20 protein-coding genes are annotated in these 24,617 nt (G+C 49.5%); 3 read left to right on the forward strand and 17 right to left on the reverse strand.

The window, feature by feature from the left end:
- Positions 1-71: 71 nt before the first annotated feature.
- The 5 genes from EJO50_RS05990 to EJO50_RS06010 form a co-directional block, all read right to left on the reverse strand.
- Positions 72-581 (reverse strand): AAA family ATPase, encoded by a 510-nt coding sequence (locus EJO50_RS05990; RefSeq protein WP_125972390.1) that lies wholly within the window; start codon positions 579-581, stop codon positions 72-74.
- On the reverse strand, positions 578-1,147 hold the full coding sequence (pnuC, locus tag EJO50_RS05995; RefSeq protein ID WP_164521439.1) for a nicotinamide riboside transporter PnuC: 570 nt from the start codon (positions 1,145-1,147) through the stop codon (positions 578-580). Before pnuC ends, EJO50_RS05990 begins: the two co-directional genes overlap by 4 nt.
- Positions 1,148-1,523: 376 nt before the next feature.
- A complete protein-coding gene (locus EJO50_RS06000) occupies positions 1,524-2,456 on the reverse strand; it encodes a dihydroorotate oxidase (RefSeq protein ID WP_125972394.1) in 933 nt (310 codons plus the stop codon).
- A 943-nt stretch (positions 2,457-3,399) separates the two neighbouring features.
- Complete coding sequence (locus tag EJO50_RS17720) at positions 3,400-3,795, reverse strand: arylamine N-acetyltransferase (RefSeq protein WP_125972396.1); 396 nt, start codon at positions 3,793-3,795, stop codon at positions 3,400-3,402.
- Positions 3,783-4,004: an arylamine N-acetyltransferase gene (locus EJO50_RS06010; protein WP_125972398.1), complete on the reverse strand. Its 222-nt coding sequence runs from the start codon at positions 4,002-4,004 to the stop codon at positions 3,783-3,785. Before EJO50_RS06010 ends, EJO50_RS17720 begins: the two co-directional genes overlap by 13 nt.
- Before the next feature lie 173 nt (positions 4,005-4,177).
- Here EJO50_RS06010 and EJO50_RS06015 point away from each other — a divergent pair, with 173 nt between their 5' ends.
- On the forward strand, positions 4,178-5,317 hold the full coding sequence (locus EJO50_RS06015; RefSeq protein WP_125972400.1) for a pyridoxal-phosphate-dependent aminotransferase family protein: 1,140 nt from the start codon (positions 4,178-4,180) through the stop codon (positions 5,315-5,317).
- A gap of 84 nt (positions 5,318-5,401) precedes the next feature.
- On the opposite strand, the gene EJO50_RS06020 is transcribed toward EJO50_RS06015, so the two are convergent.
- Positions 5,402-6,868, reverse strand: coding sequence for an alanine/glycine:cation symporter family protein (locus EJO50_RS06020; RefSeq protein ID WP_125972402.1), 1,467 nt, complete (start codon positions 6,866-6,868; stop codon positions 5,402-5,404).
- A gap of 623 nt (positions 6,869-7,491) precedes the next feature.
- Between EJO50_RS06020 and EJO50_RS06025 the strand changes: the two genes are divergently transcribed.
- Both EJO50_RS06025 and clsB read left to right on the forward strand, forming a co-directional pair.
- Complete coding sequence (locus EJO50_RS06025; protein WP_233702182.1) at positions 7,492-8,256, forward strand: endonuclease/exonuclease/phosphatase family protein; 765 nt, start codon at positions 7,492-7,494, stop codon at positions 8,254-8,256.
- Positions 8,257-8,370: 114 nt separating this feature from the next.
- Entirely contained in the window at positions 8,371-9,528 is a 1,158-nt protein-coding gene (gene clsB, locus EJO50_RS06030; RefSeq protein ID WP_206434462.1) for a cardiolipin synthase ClsB, read from the forward strand.
- A gap of 167 nt (positions 9,529-9,695) precedes the next feature.
- On the opposite strand, the gene yiaA is transcribed toward clsB, so the two are convergent.
- The 11 genes from yiaA to EJO50_RS06080 all read right to left on the reverse strand — a co-directional run bounded on the left by yiaA (position 9,696) and on the right by EJO50_RS06080 (position 24,564).
- Positions 9,696-10,139, reverse strand: a complete 444-nt coding sequence (gene yiaA / locus EJO50_RS06035) for an inner membrane protein YiaA (RefSeq protein ID WP_125972406.1) — start codon at positions 10,137-10,139, stop codon at positions 9,696-9,698.
- Between the two features lie 714 nt (positions 10,140-10,853).
- Positions 10,854-12,086 (reverse strand): DUF1615 domain-containing protein, encoded by a 1,233-nt coding sequence (locus tag EJO50_RS06040; RefSeq protein ID WP_125972408.1) that lies wholly within the window; start codon positions 12,084-12,086, stop codon positions 10,854-10,856.
- A 42-nt stretch (positions 12,087-12,128) separates the two neighbouring features.
- Positions 12,129-12,785, reverse strand: a complete 657-nt coding sequence (locus EJO50_RS06045) for a glutathione S-transferase family protein (RefSeq protein WP_206434463.1) — start codon at positions 12,783-12,785, stop codon at positions 12,129-12,131.
- A 110-nt stretch (positions 12,786-12,895) separates the two neighbouring features.
- Positions 12,896-14,440, reverse strand: coding sequence for a YiiX/YebB-like N1pC/P60 family cysteine hydrolase (locus EJO50_RS06050; RefSeq protein ID WP_125972412.1), 1,545 nt, complete (start codon positions 14,438-14,440; stop codon positions 12,896-12,898).
- Complete coding sequence (locus tag EJO50_RS06055) at positions 14,415-15,170, reverse strand: hypothetical protein (protein WP_125972414.1); 756 nt, start codon at positions 15,168-15,170, stop codon at positions 14,415-14,417. The genes EJO50_RS06050 and EJO50_RS06055 overlap by 26 nt, the downstream gene beginning before the upstream one ends.
- Positions 15,171-15,592: 422 nt before the next feature.
- Positions 15,593-16,369, reverse strand: a complete 777-nt coding sequence (locus EJO50_RS06060; RefSeq protein ID WP_125972416.1) for a YfaP family protein — start codon at positions 16,367-16,369, stop codon at positions 15,593-15,595.
- 229 nt (positions 16,370-16,598) lie between these two features.
- Positions 16,599-17,009, reverse strand: coding sequence for a DUF2300 domain-containing protein (locus tag EJO50_RS17135; RefSeq protein WP_164521440.1), 411 nt, complete (start codon positions 17,007-17,009; stop codon positions 16,599-16,601).
- Positions 17,010-17,376: 367 nt separating this feature from the next.
- Entirely contained in the window at positions 17,377-21,918 is a 4,542-nt protein-coding gene (locus EJO50_RS06070) for an alpha-2-macroglobulin family protein (RefSeq protein WP_164521441.1), read from the reverse strand.
- Complete coding sequence (locus EJO50_RS06075) at positions 21,846-22,292, reverse strand: DUF1175 family protein (protein ID WP_233702183.1); 447 nt, start codon at positions 22,290-22,292, stop codon at positions 21,846-21,848. Before EJO50_RS06075 ends, EJO50_RS06070 begins: the two co-directional genes overlap by 73 nt.
- Entirely contained in the window at positions 22,205-22,486 is a 282-nt protein-coding gene (locus EJO50_RS17260) for a DUF1175 family protein (RefSeq protein WP_206434546.1), read from the reverse strand. The genes EJO50_RS06075 and EJO50_RS17260 overlap by 88 nt, the downstream gene beginning before the upstream one ends.
- A gap of 452 nt (positions 22,487-22,938) precedes the next feature.
- On the reverse strand, positions 22,939-24,564 hold the full coding sequence (locus EJO50_RS06080; protein WP_125972422.1) for a DUF2138 domain-containing protein: 1,626 nt from the start codon (positions 24,562-24,564) through the stop codon (positions 22,939-22,941).
- Positions 24,565-24,617: the final 53 nt, after the last annotated feature.

Here is a 24,617-nt window from a genome sequence, read left to right on the forward strand (position 1 = left end):
GAATATTGATCATTTGCAAGCTGGAATGAGCCGATGTTCAATGCTGAATATGATCACTTAAGCGGTATAGCTTATCTGGCAATACCCAATTTCAAAATGGCTTCTACAGCAATGGCTAATCGCGCCTCTCTGCTTCCTTTCACTATCTGGTAATTCACACCACTGGTTTTTAAATCTGCTTCGTAAAGATCAAACAAATAATCTCTGTCGCTGGGATTTTCACGCAGGGGGTCTGGCTCCCAGGGGATATCGGGGCGGGTGAGCAGGTGCAGGGCGTAGTCTTGAGGGTGATAGAGGGCTGCGAGTGTGTCGGGGCAGTGGCCGTAGCGTACTTCGGCCCAGATCTTGCATACAAGCACCGTTGTGTCACAGATAAGCAGTGGGGCGTGGTGAGCCGCCTCAGCGACAAGCTGGCCGCGGGCGATGGCGGTAATATCGCTCAGATCGTAATGGCTCGTACCTTTTTGTGCGAAGTATCCGCGTGCATATTCGGGCACCCATGGCGCTTTTAGCGTGCCGGCCAGATCGTGCGCTAGAGTGGATTTGCCGCAGGATTCAGGGCCGACGATGGCAATTTTCATACACAGCTAGTTTCATTTTTGATTTCTTTACGCCAGCTTATCCAGCCTGATATGGCTAGCGCCGTCAGAATAACGTAGAGCACGGCGGTCAGGTGTAAGCCTTTATAGGCGTAAACGCCAGAGGCAATCAGATCAAGAGCAATCCAGTATGGCCAGTTTTCGATTTTTTTGCGTGCCTGCATCCACTGGGCAATCAGACCAAAGACAAAAATACCTGAATCGAGCAGAGGCAGATCGGTGGGTAAAAACTGCACTTGAAAACGGGTAACAAGCAGGGTGAGCAGCAGGCCTGCGCCATTAATCAGCAGCCATTGCCGGCGGCCTAGCCTGCTGATGGGCAGGGAGTGATCTGTGGCGCTACGCTTCCACATCCACCAGCCATAAATAGCCAGAGCTGCGTAGACAAATTGCAGCAGGCTTTCGCCAAAAAGTTTTGCATCAAAAAACAGCCATACATATAGCAAGCTGGCGATCAATTGCAGGGGCCATGTCAGTACATGGCTACGGGTAGCCAGCCAGATTCCGAGTAAAGAAGCAATAAAACCGATAATTTCCAATATAGACACAGTGGGCTCCAGATTTAAGCGCGCTAAGGCTATATTGCCGGGAAGAAAAAGGAAAGCGTCGTTATAAAAGAATTTGGAATGGTTGTTTGAAGTTGTTACGGGGCAGGGTTAAGGTTTCGCTTTTTTACGTCATTGTTTTCGTTGTTTTAGACTGGCGTTTTTCTGATGCCGCTTAAAATCAAAGAATTTCAGAGCATCTGGGTGTGGGGAGGGCAGGTGTTGCCTGAAGCATAATATTGGGGCGCAGCCAGGATATAACTGCGCCTCCCTATTGATCAATCACGGCATGTTTTGCGGTGAATGATGAATCATGTTCTGGGAAAAGTAGCAAGTGCATATAGCTAGAATGGCTGACAGGAAACGCAGCTAAGGTAGCTTAAAGTGTTTTTAATTTGCCTTGAAATTCTCTAATGGTTTTGTAGCCTTTTTCTTGCATGATCGTTGCTAGTTCGGTTTTTAACCGTACAAAAATCTCCGGGCCTTGCTCATAAAGAGCAGTTCCAACTTGCACAAGGCTTGCACCGGCTAATAAATGCATAAAGACATGTTCACCTGTACTGACGCCACCACAGCCAATAATGGATTTTTTGGGGCAGCGGCTGTGAAACGCATTCACGTTGGCCAGTGCTGTGGGTAAAACGTATTCTCCGCCGATACCGCCAAAGCCTTGCTTGGGTTTGATGAGTACGGTTTCGCTGTCCATATCAATCATTAAACCGTTGCCAATTGAGTTGATGCAGGTGATGAAATTGACTTTTTCATAGCGATTCAGAATATCGGCCACTTCATCAAAATGAGCGGTATCAAAATAGGGTGGAAGTTTGACACCAAATGGGCGGGAGTAGGCCGAGCTGATTTCAGCCAGTATCACATCAAGTGCATCAAAGTCATAACCGATCTGTGCCTTACCCGGAACATTGGGGCAGCTTAAGTTGAGCTCTAATAAAGCGGGTGTATAGGCGTCTTGTATCTGTGCAACAATCGTCAGATTGTCATCAAGTGTTAATCCCGCTACAGAAAAGAAAAGCGGTTTATTTTCATAATCATGGCGTTCGGCATAATCCAGATAATACTGATGCCCTTCATTGGGCAAGCCCATGGAATTAATGCTTCCCATGGAGAGTGTATGGTAACGAGGCTCAGGATTGCCATCACGGCGCAGTAAGGTGCAGCTTTTGGTCACCATCGCGCCAGCTTCACTTTCTGCGAGTGCATGAAGCTGGCCGTTGACATTGCACCAAACGCCGGAAGCGTTCATTAACGGTGCGGTCAGGGGGCGGCCAAGAAAAAATGTAGAGAGGTCGAGCATGGTCGGCATCCGCAGGTGTTTATGTCTGAGCGATCATAAAATACGCTTCTGTTAAATAATGTGAGCGATATCAAGAAATGTTGCGAATTGCTGTTTTTTTTAATTAAAATTTGATGTTTTGTTAATTGTCAACACGATAGCGGAGTCAATTTTTAGATCGAAGGACACTAGTATAGTTTATTTAAATTGGAACGATATGTTATTTAAATGAAGAGTTTGGTCTTTATGACGTTAGGGATTTTTACAGGCTGTTTGTATCAATGTCAGCAAGAAATAAATACAGGAAAAATAATGAATTTAATACATGCATGTTTGATTTAATATAAATATTTACATGGTTGTAGCAAATTTATTTTTCTTTATAAATTTTACTGTTGTAATCAATTGCTTTTTTATACAGCATCCTGGCTTTAAATACCTTTGGGGCTATATCTGCTTTGTAAAGCCATGCCTGACCGGTGGCTTCTGTTTCTTAGCCGGGTTACGCTGTGCCCGATCAGGATAAATTGCAGGGAGCATTGTTTTTAAGGATTCTATCGTTTTGCTGGCTATGGAATAGTGGTGTCGTTTGCCCAGGCTGAAACTACGCGCTAAAACCGCGGGCAGTGCCGGAAATTTTGGGGTTGGCATGGTAGCTTGTACGAGGTAATGATTTGCGAGGCAATCTTAAGCCGGCAGCCTAATGGCTGCTTATATATGCATATTGATGGCTTTTCGACTTTTATTGCTTGTTTACTTAGTGAGTATGTTGTTTTTCCGGTATTGGTGCGCTGATATTGGTTGTTTCTGCCAAGGATAGCTGAAAGCATTGTGTTAAGAGCTGGCAATACTCTGCAGCGTTGGCAATATGGTGTATCGTGCGGCGACCTGCCTGGGTTTGAATGAAGTGGTCATTGCTTATTGTATGGCGCCCTTGCGCCGTTGCCAGTGGGCAAAGTGATTTTTATGTGAAGTGTGACGCAGGGGATGTTTGCCGGTAAATACACATTTTAGCAAAATCGCTAATGTTATAAATATTCAATGTGAATTGATATTGTGGCCGATACTGCTGATTGCCTCTTTTTTGCTGTACTGTATAAAATATGCCGTTTTGTACAATTTTATACCCCGGATATGCTGTATTTCGATCCGGATGCTTCTGAATGGCTAAAGGCGTTTGAAATGAATCACCAAAGCCAATGTCAATAATAAATAGCTGGTTATCAATCTCTGTGAGCAGCAGTAAATGATCGAATTCCGGCCCATAATTTTTACCATTAAAAACCTGGACAGAGATTATTTTGATTTCGAAACCAATCGATGAGAGCAGTGCAAAAAATAAATAATTTAGCCATCGCAAAAGTTGCCACGCTTGGCCAGGATTACTTTTTTAAATAGAGCTGGAATACTTAAATAAATCGGGATGCCGAGTTTAATATCTAAATTTTCAAAAGGAATATGCCGTATATGGGCCTGATACAAAGTAGTCAGTGTAACTGAATCTGTCGTAATCCTGCCGGAATAATTTATTCGATCCAGATATAGCCTGATTTCTTTATCGTTAAGCATCTGCTTTTCCCATAAAGATAATTTAAATACAGTGTACGCCCGCCAGATGACATTCTGCAGAAATCAGAGGTGTAAAGCAGATGTTTTTTGCACTGCAACAACATAAGTGTTTTCCGCTGCCGTAAGTTGGGCTAAATAGCCTGATAATGGTGCTACCCATCATGGAGATTCCTATGCTTACGCCACCGATGATTATGCCTTTTTTCCCTCCGCACCGTATTTTGATGGGGCCGGGGCCGTCCGATATTTATCCTTCTGTGCTGGCGGCTTTGTCCAAGCCTACCGTTGGCCATTTAGACCCGCTGTTTGTGGGCATGATGGATGAGATTAAAACGCTGCTGCAATATGCATTTCAGACTAAAAATTCTGTCACGATGGCTGTTTCTGCGCCGGGCTCTGCAGGGATGGAAGCGTGTTTTGTAAACCTGGTTGAGCCGGGTGAAACCGTTATCGTGTGCCGTAACGGCGTATTTGGCGAACGCATGCGTCAGAATGTCGAGCGCCTTGGTGCCATTGCTGTGCTGGTCGACAACACCTGGGGAGAGCCGGTTAATCCGCAGCAGGTCGAAGACGCACTTAAAGCGCATCCAGAGGCCAGCTTCCTTGCTTTTGTGCATGCTGAAACCTCTACCGGTGCATTGTCAGATGCCAAAATGCTTTGCGCTCTGGCCAAAAAATATGATTGCCTGAGTATTGTGGATGCGGTCACATCCCTTGGTGGCGCAGAGCTGCGTGTGGATGACTGGGGGATTGATGCGGTTTATTCAGGCAGCCAGAAGTGTTTATCTTGTGTGCCGGGGCTTTCGCCATTGTCTTTTTCTGATGCGGCGGTGGCTAAATTAAAAGCGCGCAAAGCGCCGGTGCAAAGCTGGTTTTTGGATCAAAGCCTGGTTATGGGCTATTGGGGTGATGCTACAGGCGGCGCAAAGCGCAGCTATCATCACACTGCACCGGTAAATACCCTCTACGCCTTGCATGAATCTTTGCGCTTGCTTGCCAATGAAGGCTTGGAAAACGCCTGGCAGCGTCATAGTGATATGCATCAGTTATTGCGCCATGGTCTGGAATCATTAGGTCTGGAGTTTGTGGTGGATAAAGCATACCGGTTGCCTCAGCTTAATACCGTGCATATCCCCGTTGGCGTGGATGATGCTGCAGTGCGTAAGTTGCTGCTGGCAGATTACAATTTGGAAATCGGTGCTGGCCTGGGTGTACTGGCGGGTAAAGCCTGGCGGGTGGGTTTGATGGGCTATGGTGCACGGCGTGAGAATATTGCACTGTGTGTGCATGCCCTGGCAACGGTGCTGCGGTGACTCTGGTGTTGTGAGCCAGGGCAGGTTTAAGCCATCGCGCTACAAAAACAATACCGGCCTTGGGGCCGGTATTGTTTTTTTCTACTAAACTTTTGGCGCTTCTGGTGCGGCTTCAGATTCTAAATGTTTAATATGCCAGTGATGTGCTACATCCAAGCCCAATGCCTTGGGGTTAAACACCGGTTCCTGATTGAGGCTAATTTGCTGTTCATAGTCTTTTAGCGTGGCCAGCGCTGGTTTTTGCAGGGCTAAAATGGCGATAATATTAAGCCATGCCATCAGCCCGACTCCCATATCCCCTAATCCCCAGGCCAGCTCTGCTGTACGGACACAACCATAAAACGAGACGGCAAGGATGGCGATTTTCAAAATAAAAAACAGCCCTGCAGACGGGATTTTACGTGCCAAAAAAGCGATATTGGTTTCGGCTATGTAGTAGTACGCCAGAATTGTGGTGAATGCGAAAAAGAAAAGTGCAATGCCGACAAACATTGAGCCAAAACCGGGCAGAGCTTGTTCTACTGCTGCCTGAGTAAAATCGCTTCCTGCAGTCAGTCCGGCGAGCCCGGTGAAAATAGCATGTCCGTCGGGTGCCACCACATTGTATTTACCGGTGATTAAAATCATAAAGGCAGTGGCAGAGCATACAAATAGCGTGTCGATATAGACTGAAAACGCCTGCACCAGCCCTTGCTGCGCAGGGTGGCTGACTTCGGCAGCTGCCGCTGCGTGTGGTCCTGTTCCCTGGCCTGCTTCATTAGAATAAATGCCGCGTTTTACACCCCATTGAATGGCCAGGCCCAGCATGGCACCCATGCCTGCTTCTGTGCCAAAAGCGGAGCGAATAATGAGCATAAATACATCTGGCAGCTGATGGATATTAAGTAAAATAACCACAAAGGCAATCAGGATATAGCCCAGTGCCATAAAGGGTACGACTACCTGTGCGACCTTGGCAATACGCTTTACGCCGCCAAAAATAATCATCCCAAGTAATAGCACTACAATTGCACCTGTCACTGCGGGGGTAAGGCCAAAGGCTGTTTTTAAGCCTGCAGCAATGCCGTTAGCCTGCACGCCCGGCATCAACACCCCGCAAGCAATCACGGTGACACAGGCAAACAGCATGGAATACCACTTCCAGCCCAGGCCTTTTTCAATATAAAAAGCAGGTCCGCCCCGATACTGGCCCTCGTGCTTTTCGTGGTAGATCTGCCCAAGTACGGATTCAATATAAGCTGTGCTTGCGCCTAAAAAGGCAACAACCCACATCCAGAAAATAGCACCTGGCCCGCCAAAAGAAATGGCAGTGGCGACTCCGGCAATATTACCGGTTCCAACACGGCCAGAAAGGGATAAAGACAGGGCCTGAAATGATGAAACACCCGCTGCAGAAGCCTTACCTTTAAACATCAGGCGGATCATTTCTCCGATATGGCGAACTTGCATAAAGCGGGTTCGGATCGAAAAATACAGCCCTACACCTAAGCAAAGGTAGATAAGAGCAGAGCTCCATACCCAGCTATTAATCACATTAACCCATTCTTGCATGGTGTTTTCCTCAGGTATTTGGAATGCAAAATCTGTTGAAGGGTAACCATTGTTAAGCACAATGCAATCTTTTGATTACTGGGGCTTACACCTAGGTATTAAAGCTATGCCAAATAAATACACCAGGCCAATAGGCAGGAAAGCCGTTTTGATATTTTATTAAATACTAATGATTATTGTTTTTATTGTTTGTTTTGCATATCAGCCTCAGTTTGCTATGAGTATTTATGCCCGGATGGCATTAGCTATTTTTCAATCAGCAAGGTGTTTTGATTTATGGGGAGTGTGTTTTATAGGGTAAAAAATTATTAGCGCTAAAAAGTCGTGCGTAAATTGAGTGCTTATATACTGAAAACATTTTTAGTTGGTTATTAATAAATGATGTCAAAAATAGGGTGGTTTGTTTATCTTTGCTGCAATGGTTGGTTATTTCAAAACAACTGATATGTCTGAAAAATTTTTATTTATGCAATCGAATTTTATATGGTTTCTTACATTTATTGACGTTTAGGGCTGCCTCAGAGACACTGGGTGTTTGATGCAAGGGCGGGCAATTCACAAAGAGTGGGCATTAACTGTCTATAAAAATAATGTGCATCAGGGCATCTGCGGGTGGTTTTACTTTGAATACTATTCTTTCTTTGAAAGTTGCAACTTACAATATCCACAAGGGGCTCTCTTTATTTAATCAGCGCCTGGTGGTACATGATGTGCGCGAAGCCTTGCATGCTTTGTCGCCTGATTTGATTTTTTTGCAGGAAGTGCAAGGGGCACATAGTCAGCGTGTGCAGCGTTTTACCAGCTGGCCGGTTGCGCCGCAGCATGAATATCTGGCGGGCGATTTACATGCGGCTTATGGTATCAATGCCCGTTATAAGCTTGGGCACCATGGCAATGCTCTGCTGTCGCGTTTTCCTATATTGCGTTGGCATAACCATGATTTAACTTTGCATCGTTTTGAGCAGCGTGGGGTTTTGCATTGCGAGCTGGCTGTGCCGGGCTGGTGCCAGCCTTTGCATGCATTTTGTGTACACCTTAATTTGCGGGCAATGGATAGGCGTAAGCAAATAAAAATGCTGATTGAACGGGTGCTTCGGGATGTGCCTGAAAATGCACCTCTGGTTCTGGCTGGTGATTTTAATGACTGGCGGGGTGAGGCCACCATTCAGTTTGCCCGTGAGCTGGGCCTGATCGAGGCTTTTAATACTTTGCACGGGGCATCGGCAAAAAGTTTTCCAGCCCAATTGCCTATTTTGTCTTTGGATCGGGTGTACTTACGTGGTTTTTCAGTGCATGTCGCGGATGTGCTGGGGGGCGTGCCCTGGTCTGACTTATCGGATCATGCACCACTTTATACCGTTCTGCATCGTAGCGAGGCTGTGGTGTAATACAGGCAGGTCTGTGTGCCTGTACGAGGGGCCAAGACCCGGCTTTTTGTAGTTTTTCCCTTCATTGTTTGAGATAAAACAGTTGTGCCAACGGCAGTGAGGCTGGCTATGTATGTGGCGGGAAATCGTTTCAAGTTGCTTTTTAACGGGCAGGATTATTTTCCTGAGCTGATCAGTGCGATTGAGCTGGCCCAGCAAGAAGTCTTTTTGGAAAGCTATTTATTCGAAGCCGATGAAGTGGGCATTGCAGTGATGCAGGCCTTGATTGCTGCTGCTTTGCGCGGGGTACGGGTGAATCTTCAGCTTGATGGTTTTGGGGCGGGAAATTTGCCTTTGGCCTGGCGGGAGCAGCTAGCCGACTCTGGAGTAAGACTGTTATTTTTCAGGCCGGAAGTAAAAATATTGTCGCTCGACAGGCAGCGCCTGCGACGCTTACATCGTAAGCTTGCGGTGATTGATGCCCGTATCGCATTTATTGGCGGGATTAATATTTTGTCTGATTTTGAGCCTGATCAGCCGGAGCTGGCGGCCCGTTATGATTATGCCGTAAGTATGGCTGGCCCCTTGGTGGCTCAGTTGCATGAGTCAGCCGATCATTTATGGCGGCATACTGCCTGGGTGCAGCTTAAGAAAAACTGGGCGAAAAAAAGCACAATCAAGCCATCAAGTACTTTATCAGGACGCGCGCGCGGGCAATTTTTATATCGGGATAATTTACGGCACCGGCATGATATAGAGCGCGAATATTTGCGTGCGATTTTGCATGCTAAAAGTGAAATTATTATTGCTAACGCCTATTTTTTACCCGGCTATCGTTTACGCCATGCCTTAATTTATGCCGCCAAGCGGGGAGTGAATGTGGTGCTCTTGGTGCAGGGGCGGGTTGATCATGCCTTACTTCACTATGCCAGCAGAGGGTTTTATCAGCAGTTTTTAAGTGCCGGTATTCAAATTTATGAATATCAAAAAGGCTTTATGCACGCTAAAGTCGCTACGATTGATGGTATATGGGCCACCGTAGGATCGAGTAACATTGATCCTTTTAGTTTGTTACTGGCTAGGGAGGCGAATATTTTTGTGTGCGAAAAACAATTTGCATGTGAGCTGCGGATGGATCTTAAGCGTGCCTTACAGGAGGACGCAGTACAAATTAAAAAAAGTGATGTGGAACGTGATCGCTGGATTTACCGGGTTTTACCCTGGTTATGCCATGCGGCGGTTCGGCTGATGATGGGGATGAGTGGCTACGGCGGGCGGCGCTACCTGGAATAGCTTTTATGCTTACTCCGGCAGCGCTTGATATTGATAAAATGGGCTGTTAGCAAACAGGTGGGCTCTGAGCAGGCTGCTGGATCGCTTGTTCCCCGAAAAATATCATTTGGGGTCTGCAACTTTGAAGTCAGAAGGGGCGGTGACTGTGCCTAGCCACCCCTGCGCTGCTATTTGAAAGCACTAAGGTCTGTGGTTTCGGTTTCTGCAAATTCTGGTTTGAATAAGGCTAAATCCCGTACGTTTTTTTGCACGGCAACAGAGGCAAAAAGACTAAGCAGGTACGACATTGCATAAAAGCCTTTTTCGCTGGAGGTGAGCGTTGCATTCCATAAGCCTGCAGCAAGGAGTAACAGTGCCGCAGCAATAGAAATCCAGCAAATTCCGAAATAAAGTCCGGTAACAGGAATATCTTCCAATTTATCCCGAACTGATTTTTGTAATGAAATTGCGGCAAATAAACCATATAATAGCAGGGTAAAGTAATAGCCTTTTTCATTAAGTGCCATTGTGGCATTCCAGAGGCCGATAGAATAGGTCAGCGTTCCGATAAAAAGTGCAAGCCAGGAAGCACCAATAAAGGCCCCGGATGGGCCGCTGTGTTTTGCTTTCATATTTTATCCTTTGTTTATGGCTGACGAATTCAGGGAGGGACTTTTTTCAAAATAATCTAAATAAATAATATCTTTTCATAAAAGTCAGCCAGAGATTAAATTAACTATGATTTAATAGCAAGCATAATGACAGCAAGAGTGGGAGTAAAAAGGGCAGAGAGGCAAAAAGATATAATTCATTGTTTTTTTGCAGAGAAAAATTCAATGATTAAATATTTGAAAAATTAAATTTTGAAAATATATGCGGATAGGTGTATTTGCGTACACCAAAACCACTAGGCGCCGGATTTTTATTATAAATTAAATAATAAACAGAGCCATAAATTTATAATATAAAGTGATTGATTCATTTTGCTGGCTGAATAACTAAGGTCTTGCTGCTGTATGGGATTGTGTGTGCTGATAAGTAAATCGGCTTATTCTTTAATTTGAGCCAAATTATATTTGCCCTGGTGCTTTCTAGCTTCGCTAATTGTTCTGCAATATATTCGGCACCAATTTGTAAAGCAATCCTTTTACCTGTGTGTGCAATGAGCCGGTTATGGTTAAAATGGTCTTCTACTAATTCTTTTCAATGTTATTTAATGCGAATTAAGCCTTTTTAGAAGGTTGAAAAGCGCTCAGAACTGGCGTCATGCCTGCTGGCCGGGTTCTGCTGACAGCTGATTTACAATTGTGCTGAGTAGTAAATCAAGAGCCAGCAGGTTCTGTATTTTATATGGCCGGTGCCCGGCTCAGGCAGGTTTGGTAGCGCCCTTCGACGCGTTTGGCAAACCATTCCGTAGTCAGTTTTCTTGTGATTTTAGGGCTGTGTAAATCAATTTGCGGCATAACTTCCCGGCTTGGATTGCCCGCTAGGTTAAATACGCGCTGATAGAGTGCTGTCTGGCTAAATCCTGTGACTTTTTCCAATAAAAGATCGCGGCGGATTTCTTCATTACTCAGGTTTAAGCGCCTGCCTAGTTTTTGCAGGGCTTTTTCTGTGCTGCTGCTCTGGCTCATCGGATAGCCCCTTTCGTAGCGCAGTAAATCACCATCCAGATCCATATTATCTGCAGCGAGCTTATTAACTGCGGCTTGAAAAGCTGCATTACGGCTGGCATAGCGGCCGGCATTAAAATCGGCAAAGCGATAAATCATTTTACTGTAAGGTGCCGGGTATTGCAGCAGGATGGCGGTGCCAAAATACACGCCGCCCTTACGGGTAAAAACTTCATTTCTTACGCTGCCACGGCGCGCGTAGGGGTAGGGCCAGGCGCGCACATGGCCTTCGGCGAATTCTACACTGACCTGCATAGGGCCGCCCGTACGGATGGGGTTGCTCATATTAAATGGCAGGCTGAGGCGTTTGGCATCATTAGCCAGGTCTTCAAATACGGCATTCATCTGTGCTTCGGTTTGCAGCTTATCGATACGTTCTTTGTAGCTAAGCCCGCTGGGAGAATTTTTAAGCAGAGCGGTTTGCACGGCGATCAGGGGGATGTGATATTTGCCCGCTTTTTCTTCAACCTGCTTCCAGACGATTTTTCCCAGGCCTGGCACGGTTGGATCGCCTTGCCAGCTGGATTCTTGCTCGATCACAGCCATGGCAGCGCAAAAGTATTCCGGTGTGTAAGGAATTTTCAGTGCAGTAAAGGCATCGACTAAATCATTTTTCCAGCCATTACGCTCGCTGATTTTAGCGGGGAGCAATCTACTAACCAGCGTTTGGGCCTCAAGCTGGTTGATTGATTTAACTGCAGGCACTGGCGGAGCAACGATTACAGGGGGCTCGGCTACGGGAGCGGGTGCTGGGGTGGGGGCAGATGCCGCAGGCTGGATTGGCTCGCTGGCAGCGGGGCTAATGATTGCAGGCGGAATCGGGGTGCTGGCGCAGGCTGCAAGCAAAGTGCAAAGTAAGAAGGGGGATAGTTTATAGGGCAGCACGGTTTGGGCCAATTCATGCAAAAGGGCGAGCTTAGGACAAAAGCCCCGCGCCCGCCAATTTTTTTAGTTTACAGGATAGAATTTCTGGTTCATGCGGTCGCAGTAGGCAATCAGATTAGGCTTACTCATTGCATATTGATGTGTAGCTGAATCAAAAAGCGGACAGAGCACGCTGCGTATAAAGGCATAAACCGTGGCATCGGCAGCGCATATTTGATCTCCCATTAAATAGGTTTTATCTGCTATAAAATCGGCCAGTGCGTCCAGATCCTTTTTAGCCAGCTGAATGATATCGGCTTCTTTATGCAGTGCAATGCCCTGAATACGTAATTTGGCATTCATTTTACGGCGCACTTTCCAGATGATTAGACCACGGATAAAAGCAGGGATACGTTTAAATATTTTTTTTGGGCCTTTATCAAAGTTGGCATCAATGGCCCAGCGATCTCTGAGCGAAATATAGTAAAAATGCTCTTCCAGCATTTTTTCAAAAGCCCAGGCAATCCCTCGCTCGGCGGGGGTGAGCGAGGCATCAAAATTAATCTGGTGTTTTTGTTCCAGATAAAAACGGATCAGTGTGGAGTCATCAATGAGGGCATCACCTGTTTGCAGATAAGGCATTTTCCCCTTGGGGGCTTTGGCATAGCCCCCTGTCTGGCACTGGTAGTTGCAGCCTGCCATCTTAAGAAGCAGTTCTGCTTTTGTGACAAAGGGGCTCATATCAGGTAAGCCAAAGGCGGGACCAAAGGTATAAAGAATTATCATTGTGTCAGTATCACTCATTAAGAAATAAAGTTATTTTGCCGGTGGGCTGATTTGTTTTGTCCGTTTCACCAAAGGGCCTGCGATTTATCTTTATTAATAAGTGCGGATAGTTTTTCTTGTAACTGATCCGGCTCACGTTTGCCGTCACGAAACATAATAACGGGGCTGAAAACAGGGGTTTTACCGATGGATAGCTGTGCAACGTTATCCGGGCTAATCGTGTAGCGCCCCAGTGTTTGCGCCAGTGGCCAATCCAGATCCGGGAAAACAACATAGGCCAGCTCGGAGCACACAATGCGCTCATGCGTCATGACGTCAAAATTAAAATCGTACTCTTTGCCCAGCTGCTGCACTGCTGTGAGCGCGGCATTACGCTGATAATCTTTATTGGTGTGGCGCTGATCGCGCAGCACTACAAGATCATCAATATTCATAAAGTGATCAAGCGTGCTTAGCGTTACACCGGAGCGTAGCGCTTCGACAATCCGCTTTCCCTGCCGCACCTGCTCCTGCCACTGGCCTGGGATTGTGTCCCATGCGCCTATTTCTTTTAGCTCTGCCTCGCTGCCCAGCCATAAAGCCATATGGCCATAGTGGCCGGGAATCATTTTATCGGTGAGGCGAAAAGGTGTTTTTTCCAGCAGGATATCCAGTGGCTTCATTTCTGCTTCAAGCCGGGCAAGTGCATCTTTATCCAGTTTACGCAGCTTACCGCTACGCGTTTGCACCAGCCCCACCATCTGGCCAAAGCCAAGGCTCAGGCCAAAGCTGAGCGTATTCACAGCCACTTTTTTCTGCTGATTAAAGTCTTCCAGCACAAAGCCCGTAATTTGCAGCGGGCTGATCCGGGCGGTTTTGCGCTGGTTCACATACCAGACAGTGCTCTGGCTGAGTGCATAGAGATATTGTTCGGTGGTATTGGGGGTGATACCGCTTTCGCGCTGGATTTTAAAATACTGATCGACTAAGTCGCTGGCTAAACGCAATTGGTTATGTACATCGCCAGAGCGATATTGGTGGATAAGCTGGTCAATTTGCACGGTGTTTTTTATATCGTAATTGAGCAAATAGCGGACTTCAGCATTTTGTACATAGGGCTCGATCGCAATCTGATAGCTATCCATCAGCACCAGCGCTGCAGCCAGCCCGCGTTCAATATCTAAAAGTGTGTTTTTACCCGTTTCATCATAGGGGTTGAGGGATGGCGCCCATCTGTGGGCGGTATTGCAAAGCTCGGGCAGGCCTACTGTGCTTGGTTTCTGGATATTAAGGCGGATAGGCGAAGTCAGTGAAAAACAAGGGGCTACACGCTCTACTTCAGGCATTAAAAGTGCACGTATGGCCAGATAGCGCTGAATAATACTGCGTAATTGCTCGCTTTGCTGACGATTTAATTTAGGCGTATCGCTGCTACTGATAATTTGGTGCAATTCAGCAAAGCGATAGGCTTCTGAGCGAATGCTAATGAGCTCGCTGATATGGTTTTGAAAATCCTGTAAATTACTGGCCGCATGGGCGGGTATGCAGAAGCTAAAAAATAGCGCTGCCCATTGAAACCACCGTGTAGTACGGGTTATCAGAGATTTAGGCAGGAGAGTGTGGGGTTTCATATTTTCTCGATAGCAAAATAAACAGGCAGGCCAGGCTTGCAATCAGATGTTTGAGGGTATGGCCGGAAATAATCTGATGCAGGGCATTAAACCAGAGTATATCTTGCAGCTCGGCGATTTTAGCCAAAATATAGCAAAGGCTTGCAGATAGCATAAGCCAGAAGGCACGATGCTTTCTACTGATTTGCCATTGCCATAAAGGTAGCAGAATCAAAGGCAAAGCCTGTAGTAATAGATAGGGGCGCAAATCTTGTGTGAGCACCCAGTATTCCACAGAAAATATAGCCCATAAGGCCAGTGGCACAGCAAACCACTGGCTTTTTAGCTGCCCGTGTAATTGGCTGGCAAGGGCTGCCAGAAAACCTGCACAGGCCAGGGCAATCGGCAGACGATCCCAGATTAGTCGCGTGTTATCCGGGGCGAGGTGATACCAGGCCGAGCCCAGCGCGGTGAGAATCAGGCTGGAAAAACCTAAAAGCCAGCCTGTACGGCTAATGCCCCTCTGAGGCCAGCTTAGTTTTAAACCCCAAAAACCAATAATGGCAAAGCCCAGATTAGAGAATACATCGCAAAAATTGGGTACTCCCAGCCCTATACGCTGATCAGCAAAATCATGGTAATGCGCATGCTGGGCAATGGGGCCATGCCAGAGCATCAGCAGGGCCAGCAGGGCGATAATCCATAAAGCAGGTTTGAAGCAGGCCTGGGCCGTATTGGTTTGATGATGCATTAAATGCCTTTTAATTATTAGCCAGCAACGATTTTTATCCAGCGCGAGTGAATCCAGCCCTGTTTACATTTGCCACGATAAGGTGCTGATTTTTTTAATTGCCGTGCTGACGTTACAGTCGTCGGATTTGTTTGCCGAATAAACAATGCCCACCCATTTTTGATTTTTTGAGGATGAGCAAACGTAAAAGCTTTGGCCTTCTTTGAATTTATCGCTGAGGGATACCCTGTGCCTGGGCCGGTTCTGACAGCCAGAAACTTGTCACCGCCTTTTCGTAAGCCTGTAACCTGGCTACCCCAGGACAGGCATCCATGTATTCACTGCTCCTGATGTAAATGGGTATAGCCGGGCTTGCGTGAGCAAGGCCAGATAAAAGCATGCTGATGATCAGCATTATGTGTTTTATGGTTTTCAGCCAATGGTTATGGATAAACAAAGCTGCCCACCAGTGTTAAATCTCCTGTTTTACGCATAGGGATATTAAACAGCTGCTGTTTCTCGTGCAGCGTGTTTTCGTAGTTGATGATGGAAAGCTGGGCAATGGTCATTGCGGGCTTTTCATCATAGCCACCGTAGTAGTTCACATACACCAGATAGCGGCCTTTAGGCGGACTTGGGTTGGCGTAGATTTCCGGGCCGTAGCCTGAGGTGACGTCCACATCCAGTGCGCCACCGTTTTTGCTGACACGGTTGCCATAATAAGTGTGTTCGCCATCCGGGCTAATGACGTGTAAATCCAGATCGGTGTTATTGGTATTCCACGACAATACAACGCGTAGTTTGGTTTGCGGGCGGTCTTTATTGCTGTCAAAAAATTGTGTGACAGCGCGCTCTTTACCATCCGGGCTTTGAATTTCAACGCTATTTGCTCCACGGCCAAAAGAGTAGGGACGGGAGAAACTGCCGTCTGCATCAACCCGTAGCGGCATGGGCACACCGTTGACAATGAGCCGGTAAGGCGGATTGTTTTCTCCTTTGGCGGGTTCCTTGGGTGTTTTGCCGATATGCCCGCGGATCAAGGCCATCTTGCCCTGGTTTTCAGGCGTATTCACCAGCGTGGCCGGATATTGTACGTTTTGTATATAGCGCTCAGGCTTACCCGCCGTATTGCGCCAGCCGCCAGCGGGGGTGTCGATCTGCAAACCGGCGGCAGCGGCAAAAGGACTCAAAAGGCAGAAAAACAGGGCTAAAGGCTTCATGATGTTGGTCCGAATAGTGCGCGTTAGTGCAGAAATATGAGAAAACCTAAGATCTGTAGACACAGAGAACACAGCGTTTAAAAGCAGAGTACAGAGAAAATATACGGAATGAGTTGAGGTTTTACTCCGCTTTTCTATGTGTGCTTTGTGTTCTTGCAGATCTTAGTGTCTACAGAATTTTTTGATTTTAGCCTTGTGTTTCCAGAACTTTTTAGAGTATTCGGGTATTTCACTGCACCCCCACAAGGCGTCTTGCCATGGCTTCGATAAACGCCTCGTCGTGGCCGCGCGGGTGGTGGCTGAAGGCAAGGTGCAGGTACTCGTGGGCGAGGGCGATTTCATCGTCCTCGCTGGCTAGTCCGCGGATATAAATGCGTTTTAACTGGTGATCCGCAAAGGGCAGGCCACTTTTTAACTGGCAAACGGTATAACGTGCAGGCGGCGCATAGCCGGTTTCCAATGCCAGCGTGCTATGCCAGCCACGCGCCAGTTGACTCAGCTTTTGCTGGATTTCTGGCAAAGGCTGGCAGGGCGTGCTGGCTGCGGCTTGGTGGCTGATGAGCAGCAGCATTAGGCCAACACAAAGCCAGCCGTAGGGCAGGTGAAACCCTATACGCGCTAAGCAAATTGTTTTTTTCATTAGCAAGCAGCGAAAAAGCATAACAACTACGCACTTTGCATAGGGCTTTTTAAAGCCCCCTTGAAACACGCCGGAGCGAGGAACAAGCGGGGCGGGGTTTCGGCCAGGGAGCGAGGCAGCGAGCCAATCCCGCCTGCCGCCGACTCGATTGTCCGCAGCGCAGGGGCCTTCGTGTTTCGTGGGGTCGCCTTCTTTGGCTTCGTTTCTTGGCGAAGCAAGAAAGGAAGGCCCCTGCGGGGGCTCCCGCTCCAAAATCAACGTGCCGAAGGCACTAAAAAGCTTTTGCTTAGCGCATCTGGGGTGAAACCCGCGGGTTTCACCCGCCCTACGAATTTCAATGCCCCCATTGATGGGAAGAGGGTGGCGGCTAGCGAATTTCCACAACACGTGCAGCTCCTTCCTCAAGCGCGGCTTCGTCCGGCTGATACATTCTGAAATAGCGTGCCGCAGGCAGGGTAAAGCGGCCTGCCTGGGTGAAGCGAATAATCTGCCGCTGCACCACTTTACCGTCCAGCACGGCCACAGGCTGGGCGTAGCCTAAGGTGCGCTGCTGCATGGGCTGGACGGCGAGGGTGTTTTGCTCCTTACCTTCTGCATCCTCGTATTTATTCTGCCCCGGCAGATTGTCGATATTTAATCCCCAGTGCTGTTCTTCAACCATCGCGCCCGGTGGCAGTGCGGCTTCAATCAGGCCATAGCGATAGGTCTTTTTCGATTGCAGCACGATTTCGTCAATATACAGTTTGTCGGTGGCCAGCTTACTGGTCCACGGCACGGGCTTGGCGGTAAAGCCGGCTTCTCCTTTGGGCTCTAATACATAGAGCTGACGGCTAATGCTCACCGGCAGGGCGCTTGCTACTTGGCTGGCGCTATTGTATTTCAGCGTAGCATTGAGTAGCGCTGGCGCTTTTTCCACCTGAATGGCCAATGTTTCTGTGGCTTTGCCGCTTAAACGCCATTCAATGCCGCCGCTGCTGCCTGCGTTTTTGCGCCATGCACCCTGTGGTGCAAGCGCGCTGGCTTTGGCGGTTTTCCACTCGTCTTGCAACCACAGCAGGGCGAGCGATCGCTCCAGCGTCGGTGTGTTCTGGCTGAGTGTGGCCAGCAGTTGTGCGGTGTCGGCTGCGTCGCCGCTGCTCCATGCGGCCAGTGCTTGCAACCATGGCTCATTGGATTTTTTAAGGCTGAGCGTTGCCGCTTTGGCCGATGTTTTGATGGCGTCCGGCAGGGGCAGCTTTTGCTGGCTGGCGAGCTTGCTGACCAGCACCAGCGCGGCCTGCTGGCCTTGCGCCGAATCGGGCGCGTTCATGATATTGGCCTTGGCATTACTTGCCGAAGGGCTGGTTTTTGCCAGCTGATCAACAAGGCCAGAGAGCTGGGTGCGAATCGCTTCGCCGGTGTCAGCTGCCATCCATAAAGTCAGCGCCTGATGCAGCGGCGGCATGGATTTCACTTGATTGGCATACAGCGTTTGGAAAGTTTTGCTGTTGGCCAGCCTTGGGCTAAGGCCCAGCGCACGGCTGGCTTGCGATTCGGCAAGGCGGGCGTAGCTGGTGAGCATAGGGTCGCCTGCCGTGCTATCGCCCCACCAGCTAAAGACTGCGCCGCTGCCGCTCATTTTAAGTAAGCGTAAACGTGAGTTTTCGATGCGCTGGCGCAAGGCAGCACGCATAGGCGCTGGCGCGTCGCTGAGCTTTTGGTAAGCAAGGCTTAAGGGCAGCAGGCGGCTGGCGGTTTGCTCTACGCAGCCATAGGGGTAATCGATCAAATCATCGATTACGCTGCGAAACGCCGCATCGCCGCTATCTAAAAGTTGCAAGCGCACGGCTTGTGCATCGGCAGGCAGGCTGATATCGGCCTTGCCCTCTTTAAGCTGAATGCTTTGGCTAATCGTGTGCATTTCTTGCGCTGCTTGCAGGCTAAGATCGGTAATCAGCCGGTCGATTAGCTTACCGCCTTGTTTTAATTCAACAATCAACTGGCCGTTTTGCAGCGGGCCAGTCTCCAGCGGAATATAACTGGTGCCCTTGCTAAGGTTAAGCGCTTGCTCTTTTTGTACGCTGTTCCCTGCGCGCGTCACCAATTGATACTGGGCTTTGTCGGCTTGCTGAGTCACGGCGATTTGCAGGCTGGGCGTGTCACCCTCGCGGAAGGTTTTAGCTGCTGCCCATTGCACATAGGCCGCTTTATTCGAGTTGATATAGTGGGTTTTTTGCCCGACTACGCCATCATTTGCTCCATCAGTGGCGATAGCACGCGCGGTAATGCGCCAGCGGCTGAGCGCGTCGGGCATGCGGAACTGGACTTTAAGCTTGCCATTGGTGTCGGTTTTTAGCGCGCCGTTCCAGTAGGCGGTATCCATATTGTCGCGCCGTGGGCGAACCAGCATTTTCTGCGAGCGCGAGCTATAGCGCATTTCATCGGTCCCGCCTGCGCGCGGCGACCATGCCATATCGTAGCCATAGAAATTTAAGCTGGCGCTGGTGCGCACCGCATTGCGGCGGGTGTGATAGAAAAAGTCATAAATATCCGGTGTGATTTCAGGCTGCAGTAGATAAATCATTTCATCGACCACACCCAGGCTAAGCTGGGCCGGTGCGCCTTTACCCGCCACGCTGCTGCTTAGCTCCAGCGTTACCATCTCGCCGGGTTGGTATTCTTTTTTATCGCTCTTAATGGCCACGTCGATTTTGGGCTGAATCACGGCTAAACCACGGTTCTGGAAGGTATGGCTGCCGTGCTTGATATACAGCACCGAGAAAGTCATATTCGGGCGATAGTCTTTGACGATAGGCAGGCTGATCTTCCACTGGCGGGCGTTGATTTTATTCAGCTTGAGCCAATCGCCGCCTTGGGCCAGCGTGGCTTTTTCCTGCACGTTTTCTAGCTCTAAGGTGAGTAGGGCGTCGTTCACATCTTCAGGAAAACTCAGCACGCCTTCGGCGGTTTCGCCCACTGCATAGTTTTCGCGATCAAATAGTAGCGAGATTGAGCCAGGCGCCACATTCAGCCCCTTGCCGCTAACAATAAAGCTACTTTGCCCAAGCGATTTACCCGCAGCATCCAGCAAATTAATCTGGTAATTGCCGGCCTGCTTAAACTGAATATCAAATTGCTGGGTATTGCTGGTGAGCGTGCCACTTTGGCTGCTGCGATCTTCCAGTCGCTGGGCGTTCCAGCTGACAGGTTTGTTTTGCCCCGGCCAATCGCTGATCAGCTTAAAGCGGGCGGTTTCATTAGGCGCTGAAAACTGCTTGTCCGGCACAATGTGGTAGCGGCTGGCGGCGCTGTCGATCAGCACTTCGCGGCTGGCCGTAACGGGGTAAGCGCCAGACTGGCTGCCGATCACACGCAAGACATAGCGGTTGGGGTCGGTGGCGGCAGGCAGGCTAAAGCGGGCATTACCGCTGGCATCTAATTTGAGCGTTTCTTGCTTTACCTTAAGTGGAAATAAGCCTTGGTATTGCACCTCGGCATTTACCATCGATACCCGCTGGCTGCGCAGCACCAGCTCTACGCTGGCCCCCGCCACAGGGCGGCCATCGGGGTAGCGCATGCTGACTTTGCCGCTGACTTCTTCGCCGGTTTTAAGCGCAGCCTTATCCAGATCAATGCTGATATCGTAATGCGGCTTGGTGTATTCAGATACGCGAAACGGCGCGGCATAAGGCGTGTTTTGATAAACCAGCCTCAGCTCATAGCCGCCCGCCACGGCATTGTCGGGCAGGGTAAAGCGGCTGATTGCGCCATCGCTGCTGATTTTTATTTCCTGGCGCGATAATTCGCTGCCCGCAGGATCGCGCAGCATCAGCTGCACGGTTTCAGATTTAAGCCGACTGCTTTCGCGGGCGCTTTCAAATTGCCGGCCTACCAGCGACACATTGACTTCATCGCCGGGGCGGTAGAGCGGGCGGTCGGTGACGATATACAGCTTGCTGTTGTTTACCTCTGCCGGGTAGTAGAAGTTCTCCGAAATCATCGCGCCGCCCTTGCTGTCTGTGCCGTAAACATAGCTTTGCTCGGGTGCGGTTTTTTTAAAGACGGTAATGCCTTCTTTATCGGTGTCGCCAGATTTTAAAGTGCCGTTGCCATCGCTCCAGACCAGCTCGCTGCCGGCAACGGCCACGCCGCTTTGTTTATGTGCCGTCCAAGCCAGCATTTGCTCGCTGGAGACCTTGGTAATCAGCGCGGTATCAGAGACAAACAGCAGGGTGGCTGCACGGTAGCTGCCCAGATAGCCTTCAATAATATATAAGCCCGGAGCCAGCCTGCCCAAAGGCACACGAACATTGCCGGGGGTGACGCCGCGCTCGCTGCTGCTGCCTTCTAAGCGCCCCGCTTTATTTGCAGCTTCTGGTTTGGCCAGATGCAGCGGATAGCGAAACTCGTTCACCAGCTCAAAACCTTTGAGCGGCTGATACTGGCGCACAGCGGTATAGCGGGTGGTGGTGGGCGGCGGGGTTTTGAGTGCGGGCGCGGCTTGGGTGACGGCGCCGCGTGCAGGGGCAGAAAATACTCTTTGCCATGCTTTACGTGAGCGGGCATACCATTGGTCCCACAGATAGCGCAGCGCATTGGCCGCGCCTTCGCCCTGATAGTTACCCTTTAAATCAAGCTTGTGCGGATCTTTTTGCTGCTTTAGAAAATCCAGCGGCTTGGGCACGCGGTAAACCAGAATATCAACGCCCCCATAGCTTTGCGCATCGTAAGTAGACGCTTCCAGCCGCACTGTGGCCTCGTCTGTACTGGCAAAGCCTGAATCAGACAATAAATAAAAAGTATTGCCGCGCACGGCGTAATCCGCAGCAAAGCTGTGGGTGCTAAACAGGCCGAAAATTAAGAAGCAGAGGGCAAGAAAGCGAGGCGATAGATGCCGATAAAGTTGGGATTGTCGTTGCGTGGCTGCCATCGCGTGTCTTTCCATTGCATGAGTTGATCGATTCTTACGGCTCTTAAGCCCGAGTCTTTTGGGTGGACCGTTCCGGTGTGGTAGGCAATATATCGACCCGTCCAGATCATGACGTGCTGATCGTCGCCCTGATCAAAAAACAGTAAATCACCTGCTTCTGCCTGATTGATATCTTTGCCTATCAGGCGGGCATTGTTTTGCACCAACCCAAAAGCCGGCACATAGGCGGCACGTTTACCGTCGGCCTGCTTCCAGTTATGCCGCAAGGCATCCCGGCTGGCCGGGCTTAAATCCACTTCTGGCGGCAGGCCCGTTCGGCTAATGCCATTACTTTGCAGCCATGCTGCGTCGTGTTTTTGCAGGGCTTCTGCCACTGCAAAACGCACCAGCCCCGCGCAATCTCTGTGCTGCCAGCGCGGGTTTGGCCCTGACGAAGCTGCTCATTCACAATCCGCACAAACCAGCCTCGAAAAGCCTGCGTTTGCGCGGGGTTGAGCACGGGGTCAGCGGCAAGGCAGGTGGTGCTGAGCAAAATAAGGCCGGTGCAGAGATATTTACTTAAAAACACAGAAGCTTGGTTTCCTTGTGGTGGGGGTATCTGTAGGGCGGGTGAAATCCGCCGTTTTTTGTTTTTTTGCTAACTCAAATCAAAAAGATCTTTTAGTGCCTGCGGCACATTGATTTAGGTGCGGTAGGCACCGCGGGGCCTTCCTTTCTTGCTTCGCCAAGAAACGAAGCCAAAGCGACAACAGCAAAACACGAAGGCCCCTGCGCTGCGGACAATCGAGTCGGCGGCAGGCGGGATTGGCTCGCTGCCTCGCTCCCTGGCCGAAACCCCGCCCCGCTTGTTCCTCGCTCCGGCGTGTTTCAAGGGGAGGATTTAAGCCCCTTGCTACGAGCAGCTATCTAAGCCCCAGTCGCTGTTTTTTAAAATGCTAAACTCCTGTTTGTAAGCCTTGTATTTCTCCGTGAAACTCCGTGTCCTCTGCGTTCTCCGTGGTTCAAGGTGTGGGTTGGTCATCACTTCGGACTTTTCCACTCCAGTCTTTCCCAATGCTGATCTTTGCGCTGATCTGCGCTGGGGCTGAGTTGTAGGCCGGTGTTGGAGAACTCGCCTATGGCGGTGATATGCGGGATCAGATATGTCACTGCGGCGTTTTGTAGCAGGGGCTGTGCTTTGCCTGGCAGCGTAGACATCGTGGCGGTGGTCAGTAGTTTGGAGAGCGCTTCCGGGGCGATGTAGCCTTGTTTCGGGCCTTCCATTCTGTCGGCCAGCGCGGCGTAGCGTTTTTGCTGCACGGCCATGGCGGTGCTGACAAGTTTGCTGTCGGGCGAGAATACGATGGATGATCCGGATTGCGCCATGCTGACATCAAAATAGCGGCCCAGTGTGAGTTTATCGACATTGGGTGCGGCGTCTTTGGCGTCTTTACTCAGGTTGCCATCGTCGGCGCTGACTGCGCGCTGCAAGAGTAGGCCGTCGTCTTTTTTGCTTTTTCTAAGCGGCAGGCGCGATGCTTCTTCGTCCCGCAGACCGGCTTCACTTGCACCGATCAGCCAGTCAAACAGCTTGGGGGCGTGTTTGGCAAATTGCTTGGGCTCGCGGGTTTGTGCCAGCAGCAGCGGGCTATAGAGCGATGAATCCGGATACCAGCACACGCCTGCGGCAGGCTTCAGCTGCGCCAGCCATTCGGCGGGAATATTGGCTTTTTTGCTGACGGGCTTGAGTGTTTTCCAATCTACAGGAGCAGATAAACAGAGTGCAGCGCCATCAGGGGCAGATTGCCAGAGAGGCATGCCGTCCCACTGGGTTTGCTGGTTGAGTAGTATATGGCTGAACCAGCCGTTTTCCTTGCTGACATCCATGCGCAATGCTTTTACATCGGCAAAGAGACTTTGATAGCCAAATGAAAGATATTTCATATTCGCGACCACAGTATGGCCGCTGCTGGCGGCCTGTACGCCGTAATGCTGGAGTAAAGGGTTGGCCGAGTCGCCAAGCAAACCGTTTAATATTTTAGTCCAGGCGGCAGCCTGCTTGCCTTCCAGCCAGTTTTTATCAGAAAGCACAACCAGCTTATTATCCTGGCTAAAAAACCAGATGGCGTCATCATTACCATATTGCAATTTATACAGCGGCACTTTGGCGATATGGCCATCGATGCTGAGCTGGCTGTCGCTTAATGAAGCCTTAGTCACCCATTGCAGCAGGCTGGCAAAGTTATTTTTTGTAATGCGCAGCACCCAGTGCCCCGGGCGGCCATCGTCGCTTTTCCACATCGCCATTTCGGCGGGCTCGGATAAAAGCGCATTCATAAAACGGTCTTGCAGATTCAGCTCGTGCTCAAAAGCAATCCGCCTGAGCGAGCCTTCCAGACCTAATTTATCCGGGTGGTGCTCGTAATAATCCACCGCATCTTCTGTGAGTACCTTTTTAAACAGCGGCACCTGCATTAGCGCGGCAGGCAGCTGTGCAAGATTGGGCGTGGCCAGTACCAGATCGGGCGATGTTAATCCGGCTGCCAGAGCAATGATGGGCGTGTCGAGTTTGGGGGGGATTTCTTTTATTGGTTTGAATACCCAAAAAGCTGCCGCAGCAGAGATGCCCCCAAGTGCCAATAGCCATTTTGTGTAGGTTTTTTTCATGATGCTAATCTATTGGATGTCCGAGGTGCTCGGAAATATTTTATGCTATTTGA

The organism is Iodobacter ciconiae, assembly GCF_003952345.1.
GTDB classification, from domain to species: domain Bacteria; phylum Pseudomonadota; class Gammaproteobacteria; order Burkholderiales; family Chitinibacteraceae; genus Iodobacter; species Iodobacter ciconiae.

What these genes read in the sequence shown, in the direction of transcription:
- EJO50_RS05990 (WP_125972390.1), bottom strand. Translation starts at nt 581, where the DNA reads ATGAAAATTGCCATCGTCGGCCCTGAATCCTGCGGCAAATCCACTCTA.
- EJO50_RS06000 (WP_125972394.1), bottom strand. Translation starts at nt 2,456, where the DNA reads ATGCTCGACCTCTCTACATTTTTTCTTGGCCGCCCCCTGACCGCACCG.
- EJO50_RS06010 (WP_125972398.1), bottom strand. Translation starts at nt 4,004, where the DNA reads ATGCTTAACGATAAAGAAATCAGGCTATATCTGGATCGAATAAATTAT.
- EJO50_RS06015 (WP_125972400.1), top strand. Translation starts at nt 4,178, where the DNA reads ATGCTTACGCCACCGATGATTATGCCTTTTTTCCCTCCGCACCGTATT.
- EJO50_RS06020 (WP_125972402.1), bottom strand. Translation starts at nt 6,868, where the DNA reads ATGCAAGAATGGGTTAATGTGATTAATAGCTGGGTATGGAGCTCTGCT.
- yiaA (WP_125972406.1), bottom strand. Translation starts at nt 10,139, where the DNA reads ATGAAAGCAAAACACAGCGGCCCATCCGGGGCCTTTATTGGTGCTTCC.
- EJO50_RS06045 (WP_206434463.1), bottom strand. Translation starts at nt 12,785, where the DNA reads ATGAGCCCCTTTGTCACAAAAGCAGAACTGCTTCTTAAGATGGCAGGC.
- EJO50_RS06050 (WP_125972412.1), bottom strand. Translation starts at nt 14,440, where the DNA reads ATGAAACCCCACACTCTCCTGCCTAAATCTCTGATAACCCGTACTACA.
- EJO50_RS06055 (WP_125972414.1), bottom strand. Translation starts at nt 15,170, where the DNA reads ATGCATCATCAAACCAATACGGCCCAGGCCTGCTTCAAACCTGCTTTA.
- EJO50_RS06060 (WP_125972416.1), bottom strand. Translation starts at nt 16,369, where the DNA reads ATGAAGCCTTTAGCCCTGTTTTTCTGCCTTTTGAGTCCTTTTGCCGCT.
- EJO50_RS17135 (WP_164521440.1), bottom strand. Translation starts at nt 17,009, where the DNA reads ATGAAAAAAACAATTTGCTTAGCGCGTATAGGGTTTCACCTGCCCTAC.
- EJO50_RS06070 (WP_164521441.1), bottom strand. Translation starts at nt 21,918, where the DNA reads ATGGCAGCCACGCAACGACAATCCCAACTTTATCGGCATCTATCGCCT.
- EJO50_RS06080 (WP_125972422.1), bottom strand. Translation starts at nt 24,564, where the DNA reads ATGAAAAAAACCTACACAAAATGGCTATTGGCACTTGGGGGCATCTCT.